This window comes from Burkholderia sp. SRS-W-2-2016 (genome assembly GCF_001931485.1).
Classification (GTDB): Bacteria; Pseudomonadota; Gammaproteobacteria; order Burkholderiales; family Burkholderiaceae; genus Paraburkholderia.
The window spans coordinates 1-24,098 of the sequence record NZ_MSDV01000073.1; the positions used below are offsets into that span (position 1 = coordinate 1).

General features: G+C 62.6%; 18 protein-coding genes and 1 pseudogene. 12 read left to right on the forward strand and 7 right to left on the reverse strand.

The features are described 5' to 3' along the window. Window positions 1–141 precede the first annotated feature (141 nt). The 3 genes from BTH42_RS29980 to BTH42_RS29990 all read left to right on the forward strand — a co-directional run bounded on the left by BTH42_RS29980 (window position 142) and on the right by BTH42_RS29990 (window position 3,764). Window positions 142–1,335 (forward strand): CaiB/BaiF CoA-transferase family protein, encoded by a 1,194-nt coding sequence (locus BTH42_RS29980; protein WP_075304805.1) that lies wholly within the window; start codon window positions 142–144, stop codon window positions 1,333–1,335. Continuing rightward, the gene (locus tag BTH42_RS29985) at window positions 1,332–2,312 is read left to right on the forward strand and encodes a hydroxymethylglutaryl-CoA lyase (RefSeq protein WP_075304806.1); all 981 of its coding nucleotides are present in this window, start codon (window positions 1,332–1,334) and stop codon (window positions 2,310–2,312) included. The genes BTH42_RS29980 and BTH42_RS29985 overlap by 4 nt, the downstream gene beginning before the upstream one ends. 120 nt (window positions 2,313–2,432) lie before the next feature. After that, a complete protein-coding gene (locus BTH42_RS29990) occupies window positions 2,433–3,764 on the forward strand; it encodes an MFS transporter (RefSeq protein ID WP_075304807.1) in 1,332 nt (443 codons plus the stop codon). A gap of 578 nt (window positions 3,765–4,342) precedes the next feature. Here the strand turns inward: BTH42_RS29990 and BTH42_RS29995 are convergent. Next, a complete protein-coding gene (locus BTH42_RS29995) occupies window positions 4,343–5,185 on the reverse strand; it encodes a hypothetical protein (RefSeq protein WP_143752261.1) in 843 nt (280 codons plus the stop codon). Window positions 5,186–5,441: 256 nt separating this feature from the next. Then, complete coding sequence (locus BTH42_RS30000; protein WP_256702408.1) at window positions 5,442–7,616, reverse strand: GGDEF and EAL domain-containing protein; 2,175 nt, start codon at window positions 7,614–7,616, stop codon at window positions 5,442–5,444. Between the two features lie 27 nt (window positions 7,617–7,643). On the opposite strand from BTH42_RS30000, the gene BTH42_RS36185 reads away from it, so the two are divergent. After that, the gene (locus BTH42_RS36185) at window positions 7,644–7,814 is read left to right on the forward strand and encodes a hypothetical protein (RefSeq protein WP_256702409.1); all 171 of its coding nucleotides are present in this window, start codon (window positions 7,644–7,646) and stop codon (window positions 7,812–7,814) included. Between the two features lie 191 nt (window positions 7,815–8,005). On the opposite strand, the gene BTH42_RS30005 is transcribed toward BTH42_RS36185, so the two are convergent. The 5 genes from BTH42_RS30005 to BTH42_RS30025 all read right to left on the reverse strand — a co-directional run bounded on the left by BTH42_RS30005 (window position 8,006) and on the right by BTH42_RS30025 (window position 12,769). Further along, window positions 8,006–8,578 carry a PAS and helix-turn-helix domain-containing protein gene (locus BTH42_RS30005; RefSeq protein ID WP_075304810.1) on the reverse strand — a complete coding sequence of 191 codons (573 nt, stop codon included), beginning with the start codon at window positions 8,576–8,578 and terminating at the stop codon, window positions 8,006–8,008. Between the two features lie 79 nt (window positions 8,579–8,657). Beyond that, complete coding sequence (locus BTH42_RS30010) at window positions 8,658–9,182, reverse strand: DUF5943 domain-containing protein (protein WP_075304811.1); 525 nt, start codon at window positions 9,180–9,182, stop codon at window positions 8,658–8,660. Window positions 9,183–9,207: 25 nt separating this feature from the next. Continuing rightward, window positions 9,208–10,179 carry a dipeptidase gene (locus BTH42_RS30015; protein ID WP_075304812.1) on the reverse strand — a complete coding sequence of 324 codons (972 nt, stop codon included), beginning with the start codon at window positions 10,177–10,179 and terminating at the stop codon, window positions 9,208–9,210. Window positions 10,180–10,225: 46 nt separating this feature from the next. Next, window positions 10,226–11,581 carry an MFS transporter gene (locus BTH42_RS30020; protein ID WP_075304813.1) on the reverse strand — a complete coding sequence of 452 codons (1,356 nt, stop codon included), beginning with the start codon at window positions 11,579–11,581 and terminating at the stop codon, window positions 10,226–10,228. Between the two features lie 177 nt (window positions 11,582–11,758). Further along, complete coding sequence (locus BTH42_RS30025; protein WP_075304814.1) at window positions 11,759–12,769, reverse strand: LacI family DNA-binding transcriptional regulator; 1,011 nt, start codon at window positions 12,767–12,769, stop codon at window positions 11,759–11,761. A 333-nt stretch (window positions 12,770–13,102) separates the two neighbouring features. Between BTH42_RS30025 and BTH42_RS30030 the strand changes: the two genes are divergently transcribed. The 8 genes and pseudogenes from BTH42_RS30030 to BTH42_RS30065 form a co-directional block, all read left to right on the forward strand. Beyond that, complete coding sequence (locus BTH42_RS30030; RefSeq protein WP_075304815.1) at window positions 13,103–14,194, forward strand: Gfo/Idh/MocA family protein; 1,092 nt, start codon at window positions 13,103–13,105, stop codon at window positions 14,192–14,194. A 141-nt stretch (window positions 14,195–14,335) separates the two neighbouring features. After that, complete coding sequence (locus BTH42_RS30035; RefSeq protein ID WP_075304816.1) at window positions 14,336–15,250, forward strand: sugar phosphate isomerase/epimerase; 915 nt, start codon at window positions 14,336–14,338, stop codon at window positions 15,248–15,250. 33 nt (window positions 15,251–15,283) lie between these two features. Continuing rightward, window positions 15,284–16,531: an aldose 1-epimerase family protein gene (locus BTH42_RS30040; protein WP_256702411.1), complete on the forward strand. Its 1,248-nt coding sequence runs from the start codon at window positions 15,284–15,286 to the stop codon at window positions 16,529–16,531. After that, on the forward strand, window positions 16,528–17,298 hold the full coding sequence (locus tag BTH42_RS30045; protein WP_075304818.1) for an SDR family NAD(P)-dependent oxidoreductase: 771 nt from the start codon (window positions 16,528–16,530) through the stop codon (window positions 17,296–17,298). The genes BTH42_RS30040 and BTH42_RS30045 overlap by 4 nt, the downstream gene beginning before the upstream one ends. A gap of 11 nt (window positions 17,299–17,309) precedes the next feature. After that, window positions 17,310–18,506 (forward strand): CaiB/BaiF CoA-transferase family protein, encoded by a 1,197-nt coding sequence (locus BTH42_RS30050; protein WP_075304819.1) that lies wholly within the window; start codon window positions 17,310–17,312, stop codon window positions 18,504–18,506. Continuing rightward, window positions 18,503–19,627: an extracellular solute-binding protein gene (locus tag BTH42_RS30055; RefSeq protein WP_075304820.1), complete on the forward strand. Its 1,125-nt coding sequence runs from the start codon at window positions 18,503–18,505 to the stop codon at window positions 19,625–19,627. The genes BTH42_RS30050 and BTH42_RS30055 overlap by 4 nt, the downstream gene beginning before the upstream one ends. Window positions 19,628–19,650: 23 nt before the next feature. After that, the gene (locus BTH42_RS30060; protein ID WP_075304821.1) at window positions 19,651–20,421 is read left to right on the forward strand and encodes an enoyl-CoA hydratase/isomerase family protein; all 771 of its coding nucleotides are present in this window, start codon (window positions 19,651–19,653) and stop codon (window positions 20,419–20,421) included. Window positions 20,422–21,136: 715 nt separating this feature from the next. Next, window positions 21,137–23,362: pseudogene (locus tag BTH42_RS30065) on the forward strand (type VI secretion system Vgr family protein); the annotation flags it as partial. Window positions 23,363–24,098 lie beyond the last annotated feature (736 nt).

Below are 24,098 nucleotides of genomic sequence, written 5' to 3' on the forward strand. Positions count from 1 at the left end.
CCCAACCACCCCCCGCCCGCGCTCCCCCCGCCGCTGACCGTTCGCCGTTCGCGAACGGTCGTTGACGAATTGCGGTTGGACGCGAGCGCCGCACCGCTCCTAAGCTGTCTCCCAACACGAAACCAGTTCGGAGACAGCAACATGGGTGGACCCCTTCAGGGTATTCGCGTCGTCGAGATCGGAACCCTCATCGCCGCGCCGTTCGCCGCGCGCCTGATGGCCGAGTTCGGCGCCGACGTGATCAAGATCGAAGCGCCCGTCACCGGCGACCCGCTGCGCAAATGGCGCAAGCTCCACGAAGGCACGTCGCTGTGGTGGTATCTGCAATCGCGCAACAAGAAATCGATCTGCGTGAATCTGAAATCGCCCGATGGGATCGACGTCGTCAAGCGCCTCGTCGCCGATGCTGACGTCGTGATCGAAAACCTGCGCCCCGGCGCGCTCGAAAAGCTCGGTCTCGGCTGGAACGTGCTGCACGCGCTGAACCCGAAACTGACGATGGTGCGCATCTCCGGCTACGGCCAGTCCGGTCCGTATCGCGACCGGCCTGGCTTCGGCGCGATCGGCGAAGCGATGGGCGGGATCCGCTACACGACCGGCGAAGTGGACGGCGCGCCGGCGCGCGTCGGCGTGAGTCTCGGCGATTCGCTCGCGTCGCTGCATGGCGTGATCGGCGCGCTGATGTCGCTGCTGCGCGTGAAGACCGGTCAGGGCGACGGCCAGGTGGTCGACGTATCGCTGGTCGAGAGCGTGTTCAATCTGATGGAAAGCCTCGTGCCCGAATACGACCTGCTCGGCCACGTGCGCGAGCGCAGCGGCGGCGCGCTGCCGGGCATCGCGCCGTCGAACACGTACCGCACCGAAGACGACGGCTACGTGGTGATCGCCGGCAACAGCGATCCGATCTTCAAACGGCTGATGCAGCTGATCGGCCGCTCCGACCTCGCCGACGATCCCGCGCTCGCGCACAACGACGGCCGCGTGAAACAGGTGGCGATGCTCGATCAGGCGATCAGCGCATGGACCTCGCATCACTCGACCGACGACGTACTGGCCGCGCTCGAACGCGCGGAAGTGCCGGCGGGGCGGATCTATTCGGTCGCCGACATCGTCGCCGATCCGCACTACCAGGCGCGCGAGATGTTGCTGCCCGCGCAATTGCCGGGCGGCGCGTCGGTGAAGATGCCGGGCATCGTGCCGAAGCTGTCGGACACGCCGGGCGAAGTGCGCTGGCAAGGGCCGGCGCTCGGCGAGCACACCGGCAGCGTGCTCGGCGAACTGGGTTTCGCAAACGATGAGATCGAGCGGCTGCGCCGCGAAGGAGCCGTGCAATGAACGCATTAAACGCCGCCGCATCCCAACCCACGCATGACGACCGCCTGATCGTGCAGGAAGTCGCGCCGCGCGATGGTCTGCAGATCGAACCGACGTGGGTCGACACGCCCGACAAGATCGCGCTGATCGATGCGCTGTCCACCTGCGGTTTCTCGCGCATCGAAGCGGGCTCGTTCGTGTCGCCGAAAGCGATCCCGGCGCTGCGCGACGGCGAGGCCGTGTTCCAGCAGATCGAGCGACATGAAGGCGTGATCTACGTGGCGCTGGTGCCGAACCTGAAGGGCGCCGAGCGCGCGTTGTCCGCGCGCGCCGACGAACTGAACCTCGTGATGTCCGCGAGTCAGACCCACAACCGCGCGAACATGCGGATGAGTTGCGAGTCGTCGCTGGCGGCGTTCGACGACATCGTGCGTCACGTGCAGGGCTCGGGCGTGCTGCTCAACGCGACGGTGGCGACCGCGTTCGGTTGCCCGTTCGAAGGCCGCATCGACGAGGACCGGGTGGTCGGTATCGTCGATACGTATCGCGAGATGGGCATCGAAGGCATCACGCTCGCCGACACGACCGGCATGGCGAATCCGCGCCAGGTCGCGCGGCTCGTCGCGCGCGTGCTAGAACGGTTGCCGGCCGCCGCGCTCACGCTGCACTTTCACAACACGCGTGGCCTCGGCCTCGCCAACGTGCTCGCCGCTTACGAAGCCGGCGCGCGCCGCTTCGACGCGGCGCTCGGTGGCCTCGGCGGCTGCCCGTTCGCGCCGGGCGCGTCGGGCAACATCTGCACGGAAGACCTCGTCAATCTGTGCGACGAAATGGGCATCCCGACCGGCATCGATTTGCCGAAGCTGCTGACGTTGTCGCGCGGTCTGCCGGCGTTGCTCGGCCATGAAGTACCCGGACAACTCGCGAAAGCGGGCCGCAATTGCGACCTGCATCCGGTGCCCGACTACGTGCTGCAAATGCAGGCGGCAGCCTCATAAAAGCACGTAACGAGCAAGTAACGAGCAAGTAGCAAGCACGCAACAACAACCTAACCGCAATCCTCGTTCAACCGATCAAACGACCGGACGGCACCGCCGAATCCGGCAATGGAGACAAGCATGAGTGACCTGGGCGTAATGGCGGGCGACCGCCGCGAACTTGGCGCGGACGATGCGATCGCCGTGATCCGCAAAGTCGCGTGGCGACTAATGCCGCTGATCATGATCTGCTATCTGTTCGCGTTCTTCGACCGCATCAACATCAGCTTCGCGAAGTTCCAGCTGCAAAGCGATCTGGGCCTGTCCGACACCGCGTATGGCCTCGGCGCGAGTCTGTTCGTGATCGGCTACGTGTTGTTCGAAGTCCCAAGCAATCTGTTCCTCTACAAGGTCGGCGCGCGGCGCTGGATCGCGCGGATCATGATTTCGTGGGGCCTCGCGACCGCGGCAATGGTGTTCGTCAGCAACGAATGGCAGTTCTATGGGCTGCGCTTCGTGATCGGCGCGATGGAAGCGGGCTTCGCGCCCGGCGTGCTGTACTACCTGACGCTGTGGTTTCCGAACGCGTATCGCGGTCGCATCACGTCGATGCTGTTTCTCGCGTCGGCGTTTTCGGGGCTGGTCGGCGCGCCGCTCGCGGGACTCGTGATCGGCCATATGGACGGCGTGCTCGGCATGCCGGGCTGGCACTGGCTGTTCCTGCTCGGCGGTCTGCCGTGCATCGTGCTCGGCCTGCTGGTGCTGAAGTTGCTGAAAGACCGGATCGAGGACGCGGGCTGGCTGTCGCCGGCCGAGAAGACGTTGCTCTCCCAGCAGATCGCGCAGCAGAGCCGCCCGCCGCAGACCGGGCACTCGCTCGCTGGCGCGTTGCGCACGCCGGGCTTTCTGGTGCTGTGCCTCGTGTACTTCCTGATCCAGGTCGCGTCGTATGGACTGAATTTCTGGGCGCCGCATCTGATTCACGTGGCGGGCACCAAGAATCCGACCGTGGTCGGTCTGTTGACCGCGGTGCCGTACGTGTGCGGCGCGATTGCGATGGTGGTGGTCGGGCGGCTGTCGGACGCAAGCGGCGAGCGACGCAAGTTCGTGTTCGGCCTGCTGTTGATGTCGGCGCTCGGCTTCTTCGCGGCCGGCTACTTCGACAAGCAGACCACGCTGCTGGTGGTCGCGCTCGCGGTGATGGGCGCCGGCGTGGTCGCATCGATTCCGGCGTTCTGGGCGCTGCCGCCGAAGCTGCTGAGCGGCGCGGGCGCGGCCGGCGGGATCGCGCTGATCAATACGCTCGGGCAGCTGGGCGGGATCGTCAGCCCGGTGATGGTGGGCCGCGTGAAGGATCTGACCGGCAGCACGACGCCGGCGCTGTATGTGATCGGCGCGATGAGTCTGCTGTGCGCGCTGATCGTGTTGTACGGGTTGCCGGAGTCGCTGCGCCGCCGGGAGACCGCGCGTTGAAGTGGCGGTGCGCGGCGCGGGCGGTGGGTGGCTTGTCTCGTACGCCACGCCGTGTCGCTGCCCGCTGCCCGCTGCTGCACCCGCGCACGATAGGCCTGTCGCATCAAGCACTTGGCGGGCCTATGAGCAGGTTGTCCACAAGCTTGTTCCCAAATTTTGTGGACAACTGGATGCGTGGACGTCGCGAGTAATACGGCGTCCTTGCGAATTGCCGGTCGCGACTATCACGGACTCCGTAGCGACCGGCGCTGCCTACGCCTGCACCGCGAGTCGATAAATCTCTCGCATCAAGCACTTAGCGTCGCTGTGAGAAAGTTGTCCACAGGCTTGCCAACATTTTAGGTGGACAAGTTTCGCTGTGGATTTGCCACTCAGCGGTCCTGAGCATCGCACTTCGACGTCACGCTCGCGTGAATTTTTCCCACTCGAATCTGCTCGCGGCGCAACGCTGCTCAAGTCTGCACCGGCGACAATAAATGCCGGTGCATCAAGCACTTAAGCGGGCTGTGCGAAGGTTGTCCACAGGCTTGCGAACATTTTGCGTGGACAACTTTCGTTATCTTCGGCGTCCCTAATGATCAGGACGTCGAACTCGAAGTCTTCTTGACTACGAACATGATGCCGGCGGTCTTGTCGGTTTTCGAGGTCGCGCCGTAGAACGTCGACGCGGTCGAATCGTAGAGCCCCATGCCGGTCATCGCGATCCCGTTGTACGTGCAGGTGGTCGCCGCGAACGTGATGCTCAGGTCGTACGCGTTGTTGGTCGCGTGCGTGGCGACCGTGCCCGAGAAGAAGCAGCCGCTCGCGCTTTCGCCGGTCACGGTGCCGGCCGGCAGGATGATCAGCGACAGGTCTTCGGTGCCGCCGGCGGTGGTGCCCACGGTGCCGGAATAAATGCCGGCGACGGTGGTCAGCGACGGCGTGGCGCTAGATAGCGTGCTGTCGTAAGTCGACGCAAACGTATTCGATGCGCTGCCGGTGTTGTGGGTGATGGTCCCGGACATCGATGCATAGGTCGAGTAACTTGCCGACAGCGTGCTCGCCGCGACCCCGGTGCTCAGACCGGTCGTCGTGACCTGGTAGTCGTAGGCACTTGAGGTCGCAAAGCTGCCGCCCGAACCGCTGCCCTTGCCGGTCACTACGCCGCCGACGGTGTTCGTGGTGGTCGTGGTCGTCGCGGCGCTGCTCGACGCGTCAGTCGATGAAGCGGCGCTCGTGCTCGTGGTCGGCACCCCGCTATAGAAGTCATAGAACGTGCCGTCGGTGAGCACCATCGAGACGAAGGTCCGGGAATCGCCGGTCGTCCCTTTGAAGATGCCGACGAAACTATCGGGCGCGGCCGCCGCGGAGCTGTCGCCGCCACCACCGCAGCCCGCCAGAATTGATGTCAATGCGAAAGAGAGGACGACTCGTTTATTCATGTGGTTAGCAGAAGGGTCCGGAAAATTTCGGCAAATCGTAGCTTGGCGTTGCCGGGGACCATCCGCTAATAAAAAACGAGTCTTGCTTTCTGCTTCTGCGATCGAACCGGTGCATTCTACGCATCGGCGTCATTTCGCTATCCGTATGATTTCTTTGCCTTACGCGGCGTGTTGAGAAGAGGCGAGTTGGTGTATAGGCGTGATCGCTCGGAGTAATCGCGTACTGGCTGCCGGATTTCGTTTGTTGCAACGGCGCTCAGTTGCCGTCGACACTCAGCAAAGGCACCGGGCTTTCCGTCTGCCGCATCACGATCGATCGGCATGCATCGACGAGTCTGTCCGCCGCCATCGGTTTCGTCAGGAAGAACCCCTGTACGTAGTCGCAATGGGCGTCGCGCAAGATGTCCAGTTGCGCATTCGTTTCGACACCTTCGGCCGTCACCTTCATCCCGAGCTGGTGCGAGATCTGAATGATGCCTCTGACGATCGACACCGTGGCTTCATCGCGCAACAGTTTCGCGGTAAAGGAGCGGTCGATCTTGACCGTGTCCGGCGAGAAGTCCGCGAGATAACGCAGGCTCGAATAGCCGGTGCCGAAGTCGTCGATAGCAATACGCACGCCCAGGCGCTTCAATGACATCAGCGTTTGCTGCGCCAATGTCGGGTCGTCCATCAGTGCGCTTTCGGTCAATTCGATTTCGAGGCAACGCGGCGGCAACTGATGCTTGCGCAGTGCCCTGTCGACCACCGCGACGATCGAGTCATCCTTGAGCTGGCGCGCGGACACATTCACCGACACGCACAGCCCCTTTCTGCCGGCAATGCGCCAACTGGCCAGTTGTGCGAGCGCCGCGTCCATCACCCACGCGCCGACTTCGACAATGAAGCCGCTCTCTTCGAGGATCGGGATAAAGCTCGCGGGTCCGACCATTCCGCGGGTCGGATGATTCCAGCGAACCAGCGCCTCGACGCTTTTCACGGCCAGCGATGCCGGCTCGTGGATGCCCTGGAAATGCAGCACGAACTGGTTCGACGCGAGCGCGGTCGGCAGACTGCGCTCCAGTTCGAAGTCTTCCAGCACGTCGCTGGCCGCTTTGTCGGCGAACTGGAAGCCGTTGCGACCGGCTTTTTTCGCCGCGTACATTGCGATATCGGCGCTGGTCAGCAGCGCTTCGTGGTCACGTCCGTGCTCGGGAAACAGCGAGATGCCGATCGATGCGGTGACGAACGGCGCGGCGTGATTGGTCCGTACTTCGTTCGAGAACATGTTCAGAAGCGACTGCGCGAGCGTTGCCAACGCGGCCTTGTCGCTCTCGCCGCTGACGATCACCGCGAACTCGTCGCCGCCGAGACGCGCGACGCATGCGGCCGGCGGGAGCGCCTCCTGAATGACCTTGCCGATGTCCTTCAGCAGGCGGTCCGCGACCGTATGGCCGAGCGTATCGTTGAGAACCTTGAAGCGGTCGAGATCGATGAACATCAGACCGAACGCGACGTTTTGCCGGCACAGCGCCTTGATTCGTTGAACTAATGCAGTGCGATTGGCGAGGCCGGTCAGGCCATCGGTATAAGCGAGCCGGTCGAGCGCGACGAGGCGTTCCTGTTCGACGGTAATGTCTTCGCTGACGCCGACCACGCGCGCGACGTTGCCGGCTTCGTCGCGCACCGGGTAGGCGGTGCTTCTGATCCAGCGAATGCAGCCGTCGGGACGGCGGATCCGGTATTCGCAACGGCCCTCGGAGGCTTCTTCGACGATGCGGCGCATTTCTGCGAGCAGACGTGCACTGTCGTCGGGGTGCACGAGTTCGAGCCACGCGGAAGAGTTTTCGCCGAGCATCCGCGGCGTGATGCCGAACACCTGCTCGACGCCCGTGCTCACATACAGGCAGTTCGTCAGGTCCGCGCTGTACGAATAAAACACCAGGCGGACATGCGACTCCATCTCGCACATCAACTCGCTCTTTTCGCGCAGTGTGTTCAGCAATTCGGTTTGCCGGGTCACGTCTTCCGACGCGCACAGCAGCGCGATCACTTCACCGTTGGCGTCGGGAACCGGCGCGAGCGTCGAATTCCACCATTTCGTTCGACCTTTGGTGGTTTTGCAGCTGCCGGTGAACGAAGCACTGGTGCCCGACAGTGCGCTCGCCAACGCGGTTTCGGCGGCGATGCGATCGTCGCCGTGCCAGAAACTGAGCCAGTCGGCGCCGGCGAGCTGTTCGGGCGACTCCGCTTCCATCAGCGCGGCGCCGTATTCGGAAACGCGCAGCATGTTGCCGTCGGGCCCGAGTACTTTCAGGCAGTCGCGATTCGCGTTCAGCAGGCCGCGGGCGAGCGTGAGCGTCGCGCGTTGGCGGGCGTGGTCGGAGGCGAGTTTGCGGGCGACGGCCGCTAATGTTGCGATGCCAGTTGTGAGGGAGAGAGCGACGCGCACCGCGTTTGCTGCATCGCTGGCGGCGGAATGTACGAGGGTGGCGGCGCCGATGCCGGCCGCCGTGGCAATCAGGAGATCCGTCAACGCGACCGTTTTAAGCCGGCCATAGCGCGACAGGAAAAAGGTCAGGAACAGTTGATTGCGAGCGGGCGGGCAGACGCCGGGTTCGATAGCGGCATCGAACCCAAACTGATCTGAATTGCATTTTTTAGCGCGCCATGCCGCTTTAAACTTCACGCCGTCCTCCCCGACTTCCTGTTCGATTGGCGGTTCGAACTATCTTTGCTACTTGCGTATTTAATTACGGTCGGGATTCGTAAATCTTTAATGGAGGTCGTTGCTGAAAAAGGGACGTTCGGAAATTCTCCCGCGTCGTGTCGAAACGCGATTCAGGCGAGAAGCCGCGCGATCAGGTCGGGCGTTGCCCGCACGTCGTACTTTCGCAGCAGGCTCGCGCGATGGATGTCGACCGTGCGCGGGCTGATGCTCAGCTCCTTGCCGATCTCCTTGCTCGTCAAGCCATGGACGAGAAACGCGGCGACGTCGCGTTCGCGCTCCGTCAACGTGCTCGCCACGTCGGTCTGCTTGGTGTTCCCCGACAGATCGGTAAAAGTCCAGACTGCCAGTTCGAATGGCCGTTTCGGGTTATATCCGTAGCCGCAAACCGTGACCCAGAAATGGCTGCCGTCGACGCGACGCATGATGCGGTCGTCGCTGAATATCGCGTGTTTCGCGAGCAGCGGCGCGAGGCGCTGGCCCGTCGTCGCGAAGTCTTTCTGCTGCGGATAAAGCTTGGAAAACGACTGATCGATGATGTCGCCGCGTTTTGCCCTGAACAGTTCCAGTGCCCGCGTATTGCAGTCCACCATGATTCGCTCTCTGGCCACGATGACCGCGACAGGCAGATGCCTGAAGAGATCCTCGTAGTCGAGAGTGGGCATCGTGTCGGTCAGGTTCGGCATTAGGTTCACCGTAGGCGGCGTTCTGATCAGGCTTGGGGTACGTAGTCTCCTAGGTGATTGTAGCGCGCGTGCGTGCCGGTCACGCGACCTGAAACACGCAGCAATCGTGGCCTTCGCCAGCGCATTGCGTTTCGACCGAATGCGCGCGCGGGCCCTTGATTGCGCTGTCGGGTGCCGTGTCATTGACCCAGTCCATCGCGCCGGCGAACCAGCCCGCGAACATGTAGCAGAGCTTTCCGTGCCGGCCCGGCTGAGCCAGCACGAACGACGAATGATGCAGATGGATGCGCGCGGTCGAGGTCGCCGGATCGGCGTCGGCGATGCTGAACGAACCCCAGCCGCGCTGCGACAGGCGCTTCAGATAGTGCTCGAACACGGCCATGCCGCTGATGCCGTGCTGCGCCGCTTCTTTTTCGCACCAGTGATAGGCGGACTTGTAGCCGGCCGCGTAAAGAATCCGCGCATACGCTTCGCGACCGAGCGCATCTTCTATCGCGGCATGATTGTTCGTGAAGAAATGACGCGGAACGTACAGCATCGGCAATGCGTCGGTGGTCCAGACGCCGGTTTGCGGATCGACGTCGATAGGCAATTGAGGCTGCATGGCGGGCTTCTATTCTCCGTTCGATTCAACCGTTCCAGACTTCGCCGAATACGCGCAACCAGTTTTCGCCCATGACTTTCCTGATGCGCGATTCGCTCCAGCCGGCGCGCTCCATCGCGGCCGTCAGATTCGGAAATTCACCGATCGTGCGAATGCCCTCGGGATTGACGACCTTGCCGAAATCCGTCAGACGGCGATAGCGGCCCTTGTCGTGCGTAATCCAGTCGAAGAACTCGGTGCTGTAGCCCTGGGTGAAGTCCGTGCCGATCCCCACCTTGTCTTCGCCGATCACGTCGATCACGTACTCGATCGCTTCGAGATAATCGTCGACGGTCGCATCCGCGCCGCGTCGCAGAAACGGCATGAACATCGTCACGCCGACAAAGCCGTTCGCCGCGGCGATCTCGCGCAACTGCTCGTCGGTCTTGTTGCGCGGATGCTCTTTCAATCCGGATGGGCAGCAGTGCGAATAGGTGACGGGCTTCTTCGAACACGCAATCGCGTCCGACGAGGTTTTCGCGCCCACATGCGAAAGATCCACCATGATGCCGACGCGATTCATCTCCTGAATCACTTCGCGGCCATAGCCGGACAAGCCGCCGTCCGGTTCATATGAGCCGGTGCCGACGAGGTTCTGCGTGTTGTAGCAAAGCTGCACGACATTCACGCCGAGTTCCTTGAACACTTCGATATAGCCGAGGTTGTCCTCGAACGCATAGGAGTTCTGGAAGCCGAAGATGATGCCCGTCCTGTTTTCTTTCTTCGCGCGCAGGATGTCGTCCGTCGTGCGCACGAGCGTGAGAATCTCGCTGTACTCGCGGATCTGCTGTTTCATTGCCGCGATGTTGTCGATGGTCTTCTGAAAGTCGTCCCACACGGAGACGGTGCAATTGACGGCGGTGACGCCGCCCTTGCGCATGTCTTCGAACACGGAGCGCTCGAACTTCGAAATGTTCAGACCGTCGATGATGATGCTCGAATCGTGAAGGCTACTCATTGCGTGGTTCCGTTCGGTTTCGCAGAAAGAGGGGGACGTGACGCGCTCAAATGGTTCGTTCGAAGCTGCGCCGGGCCGAGCTTGCACCGCTTCCGGTCGGGGCGCCGGCTTCCGCGAGCGAGATTCTGGACGTTTCGGGCAGCGCGAGGCCGCCGATCATCGCGACGATCGACATCGCGATCAGGTAATACGCGGGCGACAGCGTCGTACCCGTCGTCGCGATCAACCAGGTCGCGACCAACGGCGCGGTGCCGCCGAACAGCGTGTAAGCGAGGTTGTACGTAATCGCGGAAGCGGTGTAGCGGGTTCTGGTGGCGAAAACTTCCGACATCAGCGGCGCGGTGACCACGCCCGATAACACGGCGCCGATCGCAAGGAGCGCGACGCCGGTCAGCGAGGGCGTCAACGCGCCCGAACCGCCGAGCGAGAAAGCGGGGTACACCGACAGGATGATGAAGATGCAGGTCGTCGCGATCGTCGCGCGGCGGCCCACGAGGTCGGAGAACAAACCGGCGAGCGGGCACAGCGCGGCGGCGAACACGAGCGCGAGGACGGTCACCAGCAGCGAGGTGCCGCGGCTCAGATGCCCGGCCACCTGCAGATAGGTCGCGAAATAAGTCGTGAACGTGTAGAACGACAGCGCGGTGACCGACACGAACGCGCCGAGCTTCAGGATGTTCGCCGACTGCGAGTGCAGGGTTTCCAGCAACGGCGCATGCGCGACTTCGTGCTTGCCTTCGAGCGCCTGAAACGCGGGCGTTTCATTCAGACTGACACGCAGATATACGCCGATCAGACCGACCGGTGCCGCGATCAGGAACGGTACGCGCCACCCCCAGTCGATCATCGCCTGCGAAGACAGCGACGCTTCGAGCAGATAGGCAACCACGGCCGCGCAAGCGAACGACGAGAAGGTCGAAACAGGAACGAAGCTGCCGAAGAACGCGCGACGCCGGCGCGGCGCGTGCTCCATCACGTAAGCGCAGGCGCCCGCGTATTCACCGCCGGCGGAGAACCCTTGCACGCAGCGAATGACCGTGAGCAGAAGCGGCGCCCAGTAGCCGATGCTCGCGTAAGTGGGCAGCAGGCCGATCAACGTCGTCGAGCCCGCCATCAGCAGAATCGTGAAAGCGAGCGTGCGCTTGCGGCCGATCCGGTCGCCGACCACGCCGAAGAACAGCCCGCCCAGCGGACGGAACGCGAAGGCGACCGCAAAGACCGCGAAGGTCTTCAGGAGTCCGACAGTCGGGTCGCCACTCGGAAAGAACTCGCGCGTGAGGATCGTGGCGAGAAATCCGTATGCGGCGAAATCGAACCATTCGACAAAGTTGCCGATCGACGCAGCGGCGATGACGCGCCGTAGCGTCCGGGTGTCGACTTCCTGGGTACCGTGAGCTGGCATCGTTCCTCTCCTCGTGAAGTTTCGCTTCCTTGCGGTAGTGAAACGAGAGTAGAGGCTTCAATTACCTAGGTCCATACGTGTCAATTACCTAGGTAATCGCGAATGCGATGCCATGCGAGCGGTGCCGCTCCGGCGGCAATACTTCGGACGATTAACGAGTCTGTTGCCCCGTGCGGATCAATTCAGCGGGATGTTCTCGCGAAAGATCACCTGCAGGCGCGGCATATAGGTCGGCTCGGTTTGTCCTCGCACCGCCGATGCCAGAAGCCGAACCGCTTCACGCGCCTCGACCCGCGGATTCTGTTCGATCACGGCGTCCATCGTGCGATCGAGCAGGAACTGCCGCGAGGTATCGGTCAGGTCGTGGCCGACGAACATGATCTGCCGATGCACGCCCGCTTCCTGCAACGCGCGGCCGATACCGGAGTTGCCCGCGCCGATATTGTAGATGCCCGCGGGTGTGCCCTGCTCGAGCATTTGCCGGGTCAACTCGTAGGCGCGCGTGCGGTCGTCGCCGATTTCGAGCATGCGGGTGATCCTGAGGTGCGGAAACTCTTCGCTCAGCAACGCGCGAAAGCCCATCTCGCGCTCTTCGTGGCCGCGATAGGCCAGTGAGCCGAGAAACACCGCGACTTCCCGCGTTTCGCCTTGCGGCAGGAAGCGACCCAGCAGCCACGCCGCGAGGCGCCCGGCCGCACGATTGTCGATACCCACATAGGCGATGCGCGACGAAGTGGGAATGTCCGATACCAGCGTGCAGACATGCACGCCGCTTGCCTGCAGCGCCGCGATCGCCTCGCGGACCTGCGGATGGTCGAGCCCGACGAGTCCGACCGCGTCGGTGTTGCCTTTCAATTGATGCAGTTGGGCCGCGAGCTTTTCGGCATTGAACCCTTCCACCAGGTGAATGCGTGCGTGCACTTCCGGCCGGCATTGCGCCTCAACCAACAGATGCTCGTGCAGCAACGCCATGAAACTGTTGTCGCCGGCGGGCAGCACGAAGCTCAGGCGGATGCCGGCCTGGCTTTGCTGATCCGCCTGGGCCTCATGGCCGAGCTTGCGGGCGACGGCCAGCACATGGTCGCGGGTCAGGCTGCGCACTCCGTCGCGGCCGTTCAGAACGCGATCCACGGTGGCGGTCGAAACACCCGCTGCTTCCGCGATTGCCGTGATGGTGGCGTGGCTCATCGTTTGATTGACTCGGTTGAAATGTCGATGAGGGGATCATATCACATCATTTTGATGTGATTCTTCATTGTGGCTTTTGCTAAATGGAGACCAAGGTCTGTTCATGTGAACGTGCGGGAAAAGACCGGCTGGCGGGCATTTGAGGCCTGTTTTATCTATGCTTGGGCCATCGGTGGGACGCGCAGCGAGCTAAGCCTGTCCGAAAAAAGCTTCAAAATGATGTTGCACGTCAATGAAAATGAGGTGATAGTTGCATCTCAATAGAACGGTGATGCCTCGGTAGTCATAGCGTTCGCGACGGCAATCCTCACCGTCCAACACAAGGAGACGAGCATGTCGATCGACGGGCTGCAACCCGATGCGCCGGTGCGCGAACGCGGCTACACCATTGGCTGCATCGGTGCCGGCATGATCATGGCGGACTGTCATCTGGCCGCTTATCGCGAGGCAGGTTTCGAGGTGGTCGCGATTGCGTCGCGCACGCCCGCCCGCGCGCAGGAGGTTGCGCAACGATGGTCGATCGGGCGCGTGCACGACACGCCGCAGGCGTTGATCGACGACCCCGAGGTGGACATCGTCGATCTCGCGTTTCCTCCCGATCAGCAGCCGGCGCTGATTCGCGCCGCGCTCGCGGCGCCGCACGTGAAGGCGGTGCTCGCGCAGAAGCCGCTCGCGCTGTCGCTGCCGGAAGCGCTCGCGTTGCGCGACGAAGCGCGCCGCGCCGGCAAGCATCTGTCGGTCAATCAGAACATGCGCTACGACCAGTCGATGCGCGTGCTCAAGCAACTGCTCGATCAGAACGCGTTGGGAGAACCGGTGCTCGCGCAGATCGACATGCATGCGATTCCGCACTGGCAAGGCTTTCTCGAAGGCTACGACCGGCTCACGCTGTCCAACATGAGCGTGCATCACCTCGACGTGCTGCGTCATCTGTTCGGCGAGCCTGCCGAAGTGACCACGGTGGTTCGCACCGACCCGCGCACGCGCTTCGCTCACCAGGACGGCATCGCGGGGACCACGTTGCGCTTCGACTCGGGCCTGCTGGCGTTTTCGCTGGAGGATGTGTGGGCCGGACCGCGACACGCCGGTTTCGCCGACGATCAATACATCCACTGGCGCGTGGAGGGCACAGAAGGTGTCGCGAAAGGCACGATCGGCTGGCCGCACGGCAAACCCTCGACGCTCAGCTACGCATCGCAGCGTCTGACGGACGGCCAGTGGGTCACGCCCGAGTGGTCGACGATGTGGTTTCCGCACGCATTCGTTGGCGTGATGGAGCAACTGCAATACGCGCTCGCGAGCGGCGCCGAACCGGCGCTGACGGTGGCCGACAACGTCCGCACGATGGCGTTGGTGGAGGCGGCGTATCGCTCCGCGGCCGAGCGCCGTACCGTGCGCATGTCAGAAATTGCGCTGCCCGATTAGAGCTCTGCGCGCCGAGTCGTGCGCGGTTTCGCAAGTCCCGCAGGTCAAGCAAAAGTCCCGCAAGTCCAGCAAGTCCACTAGCGAGCAGGCACCCGGTTGCCCCAAGAAAGCGGCGCCTGGCTCATCCCAAGGAGACAGAGGATGATTCAACCCGGCATTTTCTCAGGCTATTTTCCGTACGATCTGGCCACCGCGGCGGACAAGATTCGCGCGCACGGCTTCAACACGGTGCAACTGGACTTGCACTTCAAGGACATGGATCTCGGTCGCGGCCAGATCACCGTGGACAAATGCGAGCACATCCGCAACACGTTCCGCGATCACAACCTGCCGATCTCCTGCATTTCCGGTTACACGAATATCGTGCACCCGGATCCGGAGGAACGGCGGCGGCGCAATGATTATCTGAAGGAAATCATCGCGCACGCGCAGCACCTGGGCTCGCCTTATGTGATCTCGGAGACTGGCACCTTCGCGACCGACAGCGACTGGGTCCATCACCCGCACAACAAGACCGACGAAGGTTGGGACCAATGCCGTGCCGTCATTCAGGAACTGTCGCAGCATGCGTACGATCACGGCGCGGTATTCCTGCTCGAAACCTACGTGAACAACGTGGTGGGCTCGGTCGAGGAAACGCTGCGCATGTTCTCCGAAGTCGATCATCCGGGTCTCGGCTTGCTGATGGATCCGACCAATTACTTCGAAGACCATAACATCGATCAGATGGACAAAACGCTCAACCAGGTGTTCGACGCGCTGTCCGACAAGATCTGCATCGCTCACGCGAAGGACGTCAAGCGCGCGGGCGGCGACAAATCGGAAAAGCACTCCGATATCGGCGATGCCGATGCCGCCGAGAGCCACACGTTCCGCGGCGTCGGCGAGATCGAGCTGCCCGCGCCGGGGCTCGGCGCGTTGAACTACGACCTGTACCTGCGGCGTCTGGCGAAACGTCACCCGAATATTCCGATCATCATCGAACACCTGACGGAAGACGACGTGCCTCGCGCGAAGGCGTTTCTGGATGGCCGGCTGCGCGCGAACGGTGTTTGAACGCCGCGCGCGAGTGTTGCGCTCGATCCCACCTTGCAAACCCTGCCGGCACCTCAGGTGCCGGTTTCCGGAGTAGCCGCGCATATGGTGCAGTTATACGACACGACGATGAGCCGGCAGCAGCTCGAAGCGCGCAGCGGGCAATTAGGCCAGTTTGCGGGCGTGAGACTGCTCACGCTGGAAGACGGGCTGGAGCGCGGGATCCGGCTGCTGGAGTTTCGCAGCGGCACGGGTCTGCGCTTTACCGTGCTGATAGACCGCGCGATGGATATCGCCGACTGCGAATATCGCGGTTACGCGGTGGGCTGGCATTCGCCCGCCGGCTTCCGGCATCCCGGTTTGCACGAGTACGAGGGCGAAGGTGGCTTGGGTTGGCTGCGTTCGTTTTCCGGCCTGATGGTCACCTGCGGGCTGGACCATATCCTCTTCATGCATGACGCGCCGGCGGACAACTATGTGTACAAGCCGCGCCAGAAAGTGCAGCACTCCATTCATGGGCGAGTCGGCACGATCCCCGCGCGCCTCAGCGGTTACGGCGAGCGTTGGGACGGCGAGCGCTGCTTCCTGTGGGCGGAAGGCGTGGTCTCGCAGGGCACGGTTTTCGGCGAGCACCTGGAGCTGCATCGGCGCATCGAGATCGAGGCCGGCACCAACGCTATTGAACTAAGCGACCGCGTGGTCAATCGCGGCTTTTATCGCACGCCGCACATGCTGTGCTACCACCTGAACATCGGCTATCCGGTGCTCGACGAGGGCGCTCGTTACCTGGCGCCGATCGCCGACGTGGTGTGGGCCGCGCATGCCGACACGTACCGCGCGCAAGGCGTCGGTTATCAGCGTATGCCTGAGCCTCAATTGGGCTTTCACGAGCAGGTGTGGCAGCACGAGATGAAGGCCGACGACACCGGTCTCGTGCCCGTCGCGCTGGTGAATGACCGGCTCGGCATCGGCGTCGAAGTGACGACTCGCAAGGACCAGTTTCCTTGCCAGTATCAATGGCAGAACCTGCAAGCCGGGCAGTACGCGCTGGGTATCGAGCCGTCGACCAATCACGTGCTCGGCGACGGCGGCGCGCGCGAGCGCGGCGAACTGATCTGGCTCGAGCATGGCGATGAGCGTTGCTATCAGACCAGCATTCGCATTCTGGCCGGCAAAGACGAGATTGCCGGCAGCGAGCGGCGGATTCGCGCGATTGCCCAGCAACCGCGCGACGACTACCCGGAACTGTCCGGCGAGTTTGTGCCGTTGCGCGGGCGTCAGCCGCGAGGAGAGCCGCGATGAGCGCGCAATCGATGCAGTTCTCGCTGCGTGGCCGCCGCGTGTTGCTGACGGGCGCGGCGGGCGGTTTGGGGCATGGCGTGAGTCTCGCGTTGTTGCGGCAGGGCGCGCATGTCGTGGCGCTCGATCGCGATGCCCAGGCGCTCGCGAGGCTGCGCGACGCCGCGGCACCAACGTTTACCGAGCAGCTGCAAACGCTGCAGGTCGATCTCGCGGACGAAGCCGCGTTGCAGGAAACGCTGGCCCGGCTGACCGCCGATGCCGCGCTCGACGTGGTGATCAATAACGCAGCCATTTATCCATCGAAGCCGTTCGACGCGTATTCCAACGACGAGCGCGCATTGATCTATCGCGTGAACGTCGCCGCCGCGCTGCAAATCGTTCGGGCGGCGTTGCCGGGTATGCGCGAACAGCGGTGGGGCCGCATCGTCAATATCGCGTCGATCACGCTGTCGGGCGGTTGGGAACGCCTGCAGCCCTACGTCGAATCGAAGGGCGCGATGGTCGGCAATACCCGCGCGCTGGCGCGCGAATTCGGCGCCGACGGCATCACCTGCAACGCGATCTCGCCGGGCGCGTTTCCAACGGCGGCCGAAGCGATTCATCCGGACCTGGCCAGCTACGAGCGCATGGTGCTCGAGCGTCAGTCGATCAAGCGGCGCGGCCACGCGAACGACATCGCCGCCGCAATCGTATTTCTCGTGTCCGACGAAGCAGGGTTTATCACTGGGCAGACGCTCAGCGTCGATGGCGGCTGGATCATGCACTGAAGGGAAACATCATGGGTATTTTGACGGGGTACAAGGTTCTGGATTGCTCGATCGCGATGGCCGGGCCGTTCGCCGCGCAGCGGCTCGGCGATCTCGGCGCCGACGTGGTGAAGATCGAGCCGAAAGAAGGGGAGTGGCAGCGTCACGCGCCGGCCGGCGGCATCAAGGGCAACAGGATCAACGTGTCGTTCCTTTCGCTGAACCGCAACAAGCGCTCGCTGGCGGTCGATCTGAAAAGTGAGGATGGCCAGGCAATCATGCGCCAGCTGGCCAGTCAGGCCGACGTGTTCATTCAAAACTACCGCCCCGGCGTGGCCCAGCGCCTCGGTGTGGACTACGAGAGCCTCGCGCGAATCAATCCGCGACTGGTCTATGTGTCGATGTCCGGCTACGGCGAAGATGGTCCGTATGCGCGCCGGCCGGGTCAGGATCTGCTGTTGCAGGCGATGTCGGGCGCGATGCTGTCCACCGGCTGCGACGGCGAGGCGCCGCGCGCGGCCGGTCAATATCTGGTCGACGCGGTGACGGCCTACTGCGCGTTCGAGGGTGTGCTGGCGGCGCTGTTGCACCGTGAGCGCACCGGTGAAGGGCAGAAGGTCGAAGTCAACATGCTCGACGCGATCACCACGTTGCAGATGCAGGAGTTGTCGGTATTCACCGTGGGCGGCAAAGCGCAGACGCGCAGCGCCGAACCGCATGCGCACAGCTACATTCGCGCACCCTACGGCACCTTCGCCACCCGCGACGGTTATCTCGCGCTCGCCATGCCGGACCTCGCGGTACTCGCGCGCGAGCTGGAACAGCCGGCGCTGCTGGACTTCACCGACGAAGCCGCCGGCTGGAACCGGCGCGATGAAATCTTCCGGCTCGTGCGCGATGCGCTGACCCGGCGCACGACCCAGGACTGGTTCGAACGGCTCGACAAGGCCGGTATCTGGTGCAGTCCGGTATACGGCTACGAGCAACTGGTGGCGGACCCGCAGATCGCGCACAACGGCACGTTCGTCGAGTACGAGCATCCGACCGAAGGGCACGTGAAGACGCCGGGTTTTCCGATTCGCTTCAGCAAAAGCCCGGCCGGGATTGAACGCGGTGCGCCGCTGGTGGGGCAGCACAGCGCCGAAATTCTGCAGGACTACGGATTCGACGAAGCGCAGATTGCGGCCTTCGTCGCGAACGGCGCGGTCGTCCGTGGAGAGGAGGTATGAGTCGACGCTGGCGAGGGCTGACGTGGGATCATCCGCGTGGCTATGCCGCGTTGCGGGCCGCGGCGGAACGGTCGGAACTGATCGAGTGGCACACGCATTCGCTGGAGGGATTCGAGTCCGCGCCGATCGGGCAGTTGTGCGAACAATACGATCTGATCGTGCTCGATCATCCGCATCTCGGCGAAGCGTTGGCGCAAGACTGCCTGCGCCCGCTCGACGAACTGCTGCCGGCCGACGCGCTGCAACGCATCGAGCGCGACAGTGTGGGACGCTGCTATGCGAGCTACCGGATGGCGGGCCGGCAGTGGGCGTTGCCGCTGGATGCGGCGACCCAGGTGATGGCGCTGCGTGCCGATTTGCTGGCGCGCGCGGGGGCCGGCGTTCCCGAGCAGTGGCAGGACGTGCTGGCGCTGTCGCGACGCACGAAACGGGTGGCGTTGTCGCTCGCGGGACCGCATGCGTTCCTGACGCTGCTGTCGATCTGTGCGGCACTGGACCCGCAGTGTGTGCTCGCCGATGGCGCTCGCTGGCATTCGCCGCACGTGGTGCTGCAGGCGTGCGAGCTGCTGAGCGAACTGGCATCGCTGAGCCCCGCGTCGGTGCGCGAGCGTAATCCAATCGGTCTGCTGCAGCACATGACGTCGCACGAGGATGTCTTGCTGTGTCCGCTGGTCTATGGGTACGTCAATTACACGCGGGTGCAAAGCGGGGTGCCGCTGGCGTTTCATAACGCGCCGCGCTTCGCGTCGGGGCCGCCCGGTTCGATTCTGGGCGGCACCGGCGTCGCGATCTCGCGGCGTTGCCGGGTGGACGCTCCGTTGCTCGAGCATCTGCAGTGGTTGCTCGGCGAAACCGCGCAACGCGGTTTCATACCGGAGCACGACGGGCAGCCCAGCCATCTCGCGAGCTGGTCCGATGAGGCCGTCAACGCGGCGAGCGGCAACTTCTATGCGAATACCGTCGATACGTTGCAGGCGGCCAGCTTGCGACCCCGCCACGATGGCTACATCGCTTTGCAGGCGCGCGCGTCGGCGCAATTGCGCGAAGGATTGCGCGCCGGTGTATCGGCAGCCACTCTGGCCGCTGGTCTGAACGACCTGTGTGTCCCGCTAACCTCGTGATCTCGCGATCGAAAGGATTCCTTGTGACTAGCCTCGTGAATTTCCACGTTCAGGACCGGGTGGCCTGGATCGAATTGAACCGGCCGGACAAGCTCAATGCGATGACGCCCGAGATGGCGGAACTGCTGCTGGATGCGGTGAACACGTGTAACGGTAGCGATGAGGTTCGCGCGGTGGTGTTGACCGGTGCGGGGCCGAAGGCCTTTTGCGCCGGTTCGGACATCACGGAACTGGATACGTACCCAACCCCGTGGGCGTTTCGCAACCGGCGCGACTACTGCGACCTGATTCGGGCGATCAAAAAGCCCGCGATTGCGGCGATCAACGGCTATGCGTTTGGCGGCGGTCTGGAAATGGCCTTGGCTTGCGATATCCGCATCGCGTCGGATAACGCGCGGCTCGGCGCGCCCGAGATCAAGCTGGGGTGGATTGGCGGCGGCGGCATGACCGCGCAGCTATTGCATTCGGTCGGCGCGTCCAGTGCGGCGTTGATGGTGATGACCGGCGACCCGATAACGGCGCAGCAGGCGATGGCCTGGGGTCTCGTCAGCGAGGTGACGGCGCCCGATGCGCTGCGCGAGCGAGCGTCGGCCATTGCGGTTGCGATCGCGGCGCGCGCGCCGATCGCCGCCGAAACGGCCAAAGTCAATTTGCGCGCGGCCATGAGCATGCCGTTGGAGCAGGCGATTGCCTACGAGCGAGACTTGCAGACGATCTGTTTTGCCACCGCCGACGCGATGGAAGGTAGAAATGCGTTCGAGGAAAAGCGGCCTGCGCAATTTAAACGGCGGTGAGGGTTGGTGGGGGGCGGCTGGCGCGGTCGAGCTCCGTTGCGTTGACCGGCCGCGGTCTTTGCGGTTTCAGTCGCACTGGGCGTCGCGCCGCAATGCCGCCGCCCGTGCTCACCCCTCGCCCACTTCCAAAAACTGCTACCGCATCAATTACTTAGGCGCCCTGTGAGAAAGTTGTCCACAGCCTTGCCAACATTTTCTGTGCGCAACTTTTGTAGCGACACCGAATCGTTGTCAGGGGCACGGATATACCGCTCCTCTGCCGGAAGCACCCAATCCGGCTTCCGGTTTCCGGTTTCCGGCTTCTGCGCCGAAGGACCGCGCGCTGCTTGCAGCGACGATCAAGATGCTCCGCAAAAACTGTGCGTTCGACGTGAGTTGGCACCTGCATTCGCTGACGGTAGTCATCGGGTCATCGTCGAGCCTTCACTAGATCTGTTTCTCCTCATCTGTTTTTGTGTTTCGAAAATAGAAGATTTTTATGGTTGAGAAGCGACAAATCACTTGTCGGTAGACCCGTCTCTGCGGGAGTTGTATCGATGCTTTGTGAATCGGACCATTCTGATAATTCGTGAACATTTGTCATAACGCTCCTATCCCGTTTTAAATCCGTTGACTGCCCGAAATTTAAATGATCAGGTAGCAGGCTTCGCAGCCGACGCTGCATCGCTGGTCTTTTCGGGGAGCGGGAGTGGCAGAGTTCGACCCATTACGCCTGATGGTCTCGGGACGTCAGGCTTATTACCTCGCCGTGCCTGGCACGGCCAGTGCGGCGGCGCTATCGGTCGTGTCGTTTCAGGCAACCGAAAAGATGGGCGCACCGAACGAAGTGCGGATCAGGTTGACCCACCCGCAGCAGCTTCGCCGTACTGATTATCTGAATCTTGACGCGGTCTTCAGCCTCGTTGCCGAAGATGGGAGCTTGCGAAAGTTCTCGGGTTATATCGAGCGATTTTCAACGGTGCAGACGACTAAGGATTTCGTCGCGTATGAAATCGTTCTGAAGTCGCGCTTGGGACGGCTTCAGGTCGTCACGAATACCCAGCCCTATCAGCACCTCACGACACCGCAGATCATCGAGACGGTCCTGCGCCGGCACGGCATCCCGGATCACCTGATTGCACTTCGCCTGAGACGCCAGTATCCGGTTCATGCGTGGCGCTTCCAGTATCAGATGAATGATCTGGCTTACGTGCAGATGCTGATGCAGAAAGCCGGCATCTACAGCTATATCGTGGAAACGGAACATGGCGACATGACCGTTTTCGCCGACGACATTGACCACTACCTTTACGACGAACCGCAACGGATCGTGCCGTATCGCGAAGGCACTGGACTCGAAGCGGACGGTGTGGAAGCGGTGACGGCTATCAGGACCCATACGGTGACGGTGCCGCAGTCGGTGATGGTGGCGGACTACAACCCGGAAAGCGCGTGGGAGCGTTTCCGGGACACGGCGAATATAGCGCCAGGAGATCCGACCACCTACGGCCAGCCCTACCTCTACGGCACAAATCACCTCGACCAGGCGGGCGCAAAGTGGGAGGCACAACTTCGGCACGAGGCGGCGATCGCCCGCCAGGTTGTGTACGAAGGTGAAAGCAACGTGCTCGCGTTGCAATGCGCCACCGTGCTCGAAACGGATATCGTCCTGCCCGATGCGCCCAAAGGTCAGGTGATCATTGAGATCACGCACAGCGGCGCGCGCGACCTGGCCTATTCGAATACCTTCAGGGCGATTCCAGCCGACCGGCGCTTCCGGCTGGAACTGAAGCCGGAAACCTGGCCAAAAATTCCGGGAACACTCTCCGGCCGTATTTGCAGCCCGGACAAGTACACGTACGGCTACCTGAACGCGGCGGGCTACTACGTGGTGCGGCTCGATGCCGACTTCGGCGCGTGGCCCAAGGGCGGCGAGAGTGTGCCGCTGCGCCTCGCGAAGCCGTTCGCGGGCAAGCTTCAGACCGGCATGCACTTTGTCGCGCTCGATAACGACGAAGCCGTGATTTCGTTCCGGGACGGCGACCCGGACAAGCCTGAAATTGTTGGGTTTCATCACCACAGCCAGGCGCGCGATCTGGTGACGAACGATCGTCGCTGGCTCTCGCGCAATATGATCCGCACGCAGAAGAACAACAAGCTGCGGATGGAGGACTGGGAGGGGCAGGAAGGCATCAAGCTCAGCACCGAGCACTCAGGCAAGTCGCAACTGAATCTCGGCTACCTGGTGAATAACAAACTCGAATACCGGGGTGCAGGTTTCGAAGCGAGAACATCGGGTTACGGGGTTCAGCGCGCGGGCAAGGGGCTGATGCTCACGACCTACGACCGTCCCGCTGCAACCGGCGAGCAGCTCGACATGCAGGAGACGATCGCGCAGCTTGAGAGCGCGCTGGCAATTGCAAAGGCGCTCGCCTCATCGGCGACGAACGCGAAGGCCGAACCTGCTGACACCGACGCGCAGCAGCAAATGAAGGACGACCTCGACGGTCTGAAAAAGCCCGGCCTACTGATGAGTACGCCTGCATCGGCTGCGCTCGTGGCGGCCGGAGAGATCCAGCTTTCGGCGCAAGACAACATCGCTGGCATGGCCGGCAAAAATGCTGACTTCAGCGTCATGAAGCGTTTTACTGCGGCGGCGGGAGAAAAGATATCGCTCTTCGCACAGAAATGCGGCATCAAGATCTTCGCCGCAAAGGGACCTGTCGAGTTCCGGGCGCAGGGGGGACCGATGTCGATCATCGCCGCCAAGGACGTCAGCCTTGGCAGTGTCAACGGGAATTTCAACCTCGCAGCCGCCAAAGAAATCATCCTCGAATGCGGCGGCGCTTTTATCCAGATCAAAAACGGTAGCATCACGCTTGGTGGCCCGGGTGATCTATTTCTCAGGACCATTACGGTGCAGAAACAGCCGTCGGCTCAAATGCACCTTGCTATGCCGCCGTTCGCGCTCCAGGCTGTGCCGTTTGTCACGAGCTGCAAGGCGTGGCTGGGAAGACCCACACTCGCGAGCAGGACCACACCGGTGCCAGGCGCATCGCAGTGGCCCGCGCTTGGCAACCAGACACACAGACCCGCAGCCCCTGTTGCCGGACAATCGGCGACGTCTCAGATGCCGGAAGCCGCAGCAGCGTCGCGGGCAAATTCGCCAGATTCAGCGAACGCAGATCACGATTCAGTGCATGAGCCGAAGTTGGCATTATCCAAAGACCCGTCTAGTCCCATTGCACTCGACCCGCCTGTCTGGTGCGATGCGTCGCCGCGCGATGTGAAAAAGGAGTGTACAGACGAGACAGAAATGGAGAACTACCAAGGGCTATATACCGATAAAACGCCAATGGGATTTCTCGTTGCCTACAAGTTTCCGAGCGCATTCGAGCTGATGTATGACAGTCAGCAGAAAGTGCTGACAGCAACAGTGCGGATCAAGATCGTTCCAGTGGATCTATTCAAGGCCGACGCGACAGGTCGGGAATTGCTTGGGCCGGATGGGGCAAAGCAATCGGTCCCGTACGACCACGATGTACATGGCCGCTACGGCATAACCGTGGATACACCAATCTCCGGCGGCTATGTCATACGGTACAGGGACGCAGCAGGTGCAGCATTCAACGCGCCGACACGTAAGCGAGCCGTCGAGAGCGTGTTAAACGGTCACGGAGGCGTGTTAATTCTGGATG